4 protein-coding genes are annotated in these 3,960 nt (G+C 72.8%); 3 read left to right on the forward strand and 1 reads right to left on the reverse strand.

The annotated features are described in order from the left end of the window. Positions 1–567: murein transglycosylase (locus QH283_RS26365; RefSeq protein WP_280505635.1), on the reverse strand; the 567-nt coding region annotated here is incomplete at its 3' end. Positions 568–803: 236 nt separating this feature from the next. Between QH283_RS26365 and QH283_RS26370 the strand changes: the two genes are divergently transcribed. From QH283_RS26370 to QH283_RS26380, 3 genes are all read left to right on the forward strand, one after another. Beyond that, complete coding sequence (locus tag QH283_RS26370; protein WP_280505632.1) at positions 804–1,967, forward strand: TauD/TfdA family dioxygenase; 1,164 nt, start codon at positions 804–806, stop codon at positions 1,965–1,967. Then, positions 1,939–2,949 (forward strand): ornithine cyclodeaminase family protein, encoded by a 1,011-nt coding sequence (locus QH283_RS26375; RefSeq protein WP_280505633.1) that lies wholly within the window; start codon positions 1,939–1,941, stop codon positions 2,947–2,949. Before QH283_RS26370 ends, QH283_RS26375 begins: the two co-directional genes overlap by 29 nt. Next, on the forward strand, positions 2,940–3,960 hold a 1,021-nt coding region (locus QH283_RS26380), incomplete at its 3' end, for an alanine racemase (protein WP_280505634.1). The genes QH283_RS26375 and QH283_RS26380, both read left to right, overlap by 10 nt.

Genomic DNA, 3,960 nt, shown 5'->3' on the forward strand with positions numbered 1-3,960 from the left:
CTGGGGGGCGTCGTCGATGCTCTGGGGGTCGAGCACCCCGTCTCCGTTGGCGCCCACCGCCCAGCGCTGCCCGGGCTCCGGTATTAACTGCCGCGGCCCGCCCGCCCGGTCGTAGACCGGGTCGCCGTCGTATCTGCCGCCGTCGGTGTCGGTGATGGTGGCGACGCCGGGGGCGCCGTCGAGGGCGATGCCGATGATCGGCGGGCGCACCACGCCGTCGTCGTGCAGTTCGGCCTCGCGGTGGGTGCCGTGTTTGCTCTCCACGCTCGCGATGCCGGCCAGGGTGGTCCAGGCGATGCCGCACTCCGGGCGCGAGACCGCCATGACCGCGGCGGCGTAGCCGTAGGCCTCGAGGGCGACGGTGGGAATCCGCAGCCGCCCCGACTGCTCCTGCGCCCACTCCCGCAACTGCAGGGCGGCGCGGCCGGGCGCCTCGATGTCGATCATCGGCAGCGGCGTCCCCGGGCCGGGCGGCATGTCGTCGGGGATCGGCGGCTGCCCCACTCCGCATCCGGCGACCACGGCGGCGACCACGGCGGTCGCGGCGACGCCGGACTTCTTCCACATCACCTTTCAATAATGCCGATTTCGGCGGCGGACGCCGACCCGGCCGATCACAGACCACTCGGTAGGTCACGCAAATCACGCCGGGGACCCCGTGAACGCTCTAGCCTTTCATGCGATTCCGCTATTTTTCGGCGACATTATTAGGTAAGGCTTGCTTAAGTGGAAGTGACCGACTACCTTCGCATTCCATTCGCTCCCACCGCTTTTCGACCCTATGCGAAGAAGGGAACTCCCAGGTGAAAAGCGTTCTCCCCGAACGTAAGACGCTTCACCCTCTGGACATCGAACATCGCGAGCTCGATCCGGCCGCCGCCCACGCCGTCCGCGCGCTGGCCGATGAGATCTCCGACACACTCACCCGCTCACCCGAGGCCGCCGAACGCGCCCGCACCCTCACCGATCCGGCCCTGGTCGACCTGGTGGACACGCGCGTCGGCGAACTGCCCGCCGAGGTCGCCGCCGCCGTCCGCCCGCCCGACGGTCGCGCGGGAGCCGTGGTCCTGGGCAGGCTACCGGTCTGCGACGCGAAATTGGGTGCCACACCGAAGGATTGGCGCGAGGCCGCCAGGCGGGCGGCCGAGCCGGGCAGGCGCGAATCGCTGAGCCTCGACATCGCGGCGCTGCTGCTGGCCCGGTGCGCGGGCGAGCCGTTCGGCTGGGCGGGCCAGCAGGCGGGCAGGCTGGTGAACAACATCCTGCCCACCCCAGGTCACGAACTCGAACAGTCCGGCGCCAGCAGCACGACCCTGCTCAGCCCGCACACCGAGGACGCCTTCCACCCCGAACGCGCCAACCTGCTCATGCTCGCCTGCCTGCGCAACCCGGACGCGGTGGGCACCACGGTGTCCTCGGCGCTCCGGGTGGATCTGGACGCCGCCGACCGTGCGCTGCTGGCCACCCCGACGTTGCCGATCCTGCCCGACGTCTCCTACGGCGAGGACCACCTCGGCCACCCGGCGCCACCGCTGCCGACGCTGTGGCAGGACGCCGCGGGCGACCACGGAAACCGTGACGGCGCAACCCATCCCACGCTGCGCTACGATCCCGCCTACACCCCGCTCGACGATGCCGATCCCGACTTCCGCCGCGCCTACGCCCGCCTCGGCGCGGAACTGGAGCGGGTCTGCGTCACCGTCGCACTCGCGCCGGGCGAACTGCTGCTGGTGGACAACGACGTGGCCGTGCACGGCCGGGTCCCGTTCACCCCGCGGTACGACGGCACCGACCGCTGGCTCAAACGCGTCAACATCCGGGTACCGGAACGGCGGCGCAGGCGAGCCGAGGCCGACGAGAATGGCTACGGGCAGCAGATCGTTGCTCCCTTCGGCACAGGGCCGTTCGGATCGGCAGCGGAGCGGGATACGACTTCTGATGGACGAGGACGCCGTGAACACTCGTGACCGGAGCACGCCGCTGCGCGTGCTCAGCCGCAGCGATCTGGCCGACGTGCCGATCACGCCCGGCGAGGTGGTCCGCGCCGTCGAGGACGCCTATCTGGCGTTCGCGGCGGGAGATTCGGACAACCCGCGCAAGCTGAGCGTGGCGAACCCGGACGGCTGGTCGGTCGCCTATGCCATGCTCGGCCGCGACGGCAGGCGCCGGGTGGTGGCCATGAAGACCAGCTACAAGTTCGATCCCGGCCACGACCGCTCCACCAAGCGCTACTACACCACCATCACGCTCTACGACGACACCACCGGCGCGCCCATCGCCATGATGGACTGCGCCAGGGTGGGCGCGCTGCGCACCCCGGCGGTGTCGGCGCTGCTGGTGCGCGAGACCGTCCGCCGCGGCGCGGAGAGCGTGCTGCTCATCGGCACCGGCACCCAGGGCCGCAACGCGTTGCCACATCTGCTGGCGGCCAACCCGCACCTGCGCAAGCTGATGGTGTACGGCACCCACCCGGAGGGCCTGGCGGCGGTGCACCGGCAGCTGGCCGACTACGACCGGCACGCGCTGCTGGAGACCGTCGACGACCCGAGGGCCGCCGCCGCGCGCGCCGACGTGGTGCTGGCCACCGCCGGTCCCGGCACCGAGGTGGCGCTGGAGGCCGAGGACCTGGCGCCCGGCTCGACCGCCGTGCTGGTCGGCTACGGCCTCGCGCCCTCCACGCTGGCCGCCGCCGACCGGGTGATCGCCACCAGCGCCGAGCAGATGCGCCTGACCGGCACCGACATGGCCGGCCCGGACGGCAGGCTGCGCGAGGTGGACGCCGAACTCCCCCGCATCCTGGACCGGCGCGCGGTCGGCCGCCGCTCCGACGAGGAGAAGATCTTCGTCTACAACAGCGGCCTCGTGCTCACCGACATCGCCGTCGCGCACGCCCTCGCCGAGGTCGCCATCGCCCAGGGACGCGGCACGGAGGTCACTCTGTGGGATTAGAGACCGCCGTCGGCCTCACCACGTCCACGGACTCCGGGGACATGGTCCTGTTCGAGATCGACCCGGCCCAGCGCGTGCCCCCGCCCGCGGACACGCCCGACACCACGCCCCCGCCCGCCCCCGAGCCGCCACCGCTGCCCGACATGACCGTGCCCCTGCCCATCTGGACCACACCCTCCCCGCTGCCGGCCGACCCGCAGGAGGAGCCGATCGGCACGACGGCAGCCGGGCACGACGCGGCACCGGGTAACGCGTCCCGGGTGCTAACGGCGCCGCCGATGCCCGCCCTGCTCGATCCGTGGGAGGAGCGGGTGCTCGCCGACCCGGATCTGCTGGGCGACATCGCCTTCGCGGTCGGCACGCCGTTCCATCTGATGTACCCGGCGCGGGTGCGGCGCAATGTGGCGCAGTTCCAGCGGGCGTTCGCGGCGGCAGGCGTGGACGGCGTCGTCTACTACGGCAAGAAGGCGAACAAGGCGGCATGCGTGGCGCGGGCGTGCGCCGAGCAGGGCGCGGGCGTCGACGTCTCCAGCGTGGGCGAGCTGACGGCCGCGCTGGCGCAGGGCGTGCGCGGTGACGAGCTGATGGTCACCGGGCCGGCGAAGTCGGCGGAGCTGCTGTGGCTGGCCTCCCGGCACGGCGCGGTGATCGCGCTCGACGCGCTCGACGAGCTGGATCGGCTGCTGGGCGCCGGGCTCGAGGCGCGCGTGCTGCTGCGTGTGCTGCCGGACGGCTCGGACAGCCGGTTCGGCATGACCGGGGCCGAACTGGACGAGGCGGTCACCCTGCTGGCCGGGCGGGAGCGGATCCGGCTGTGCGGGTTCAGTTTCCACCTGTCCGGCTACGACGCGGCGGCGCGGGCCGAGCTGGGCGCCGCGCTGACCTGGCGCTGCCTGCGCGCCAGGGAGCTGGGCCACCCCCCCCAGCGGCTGTCGCGCGGCGGGGGGGTGGGGGGGGGCGAATTGGCCCCGCGGGGCGGGGGGGGGGTGAACCCGCCCCCGGGGGCCCCGG

Source organism: Nocardia farcinica, assembly GCF_029867845.1.
In the GTDB taxonomy this organism is placed as follows: Bacteria; Actinomycetota; Actinomycetes; order Mycobacteriales; family Mycobacteriaceae; genus Nocardia; species Nocardia farcinica_A.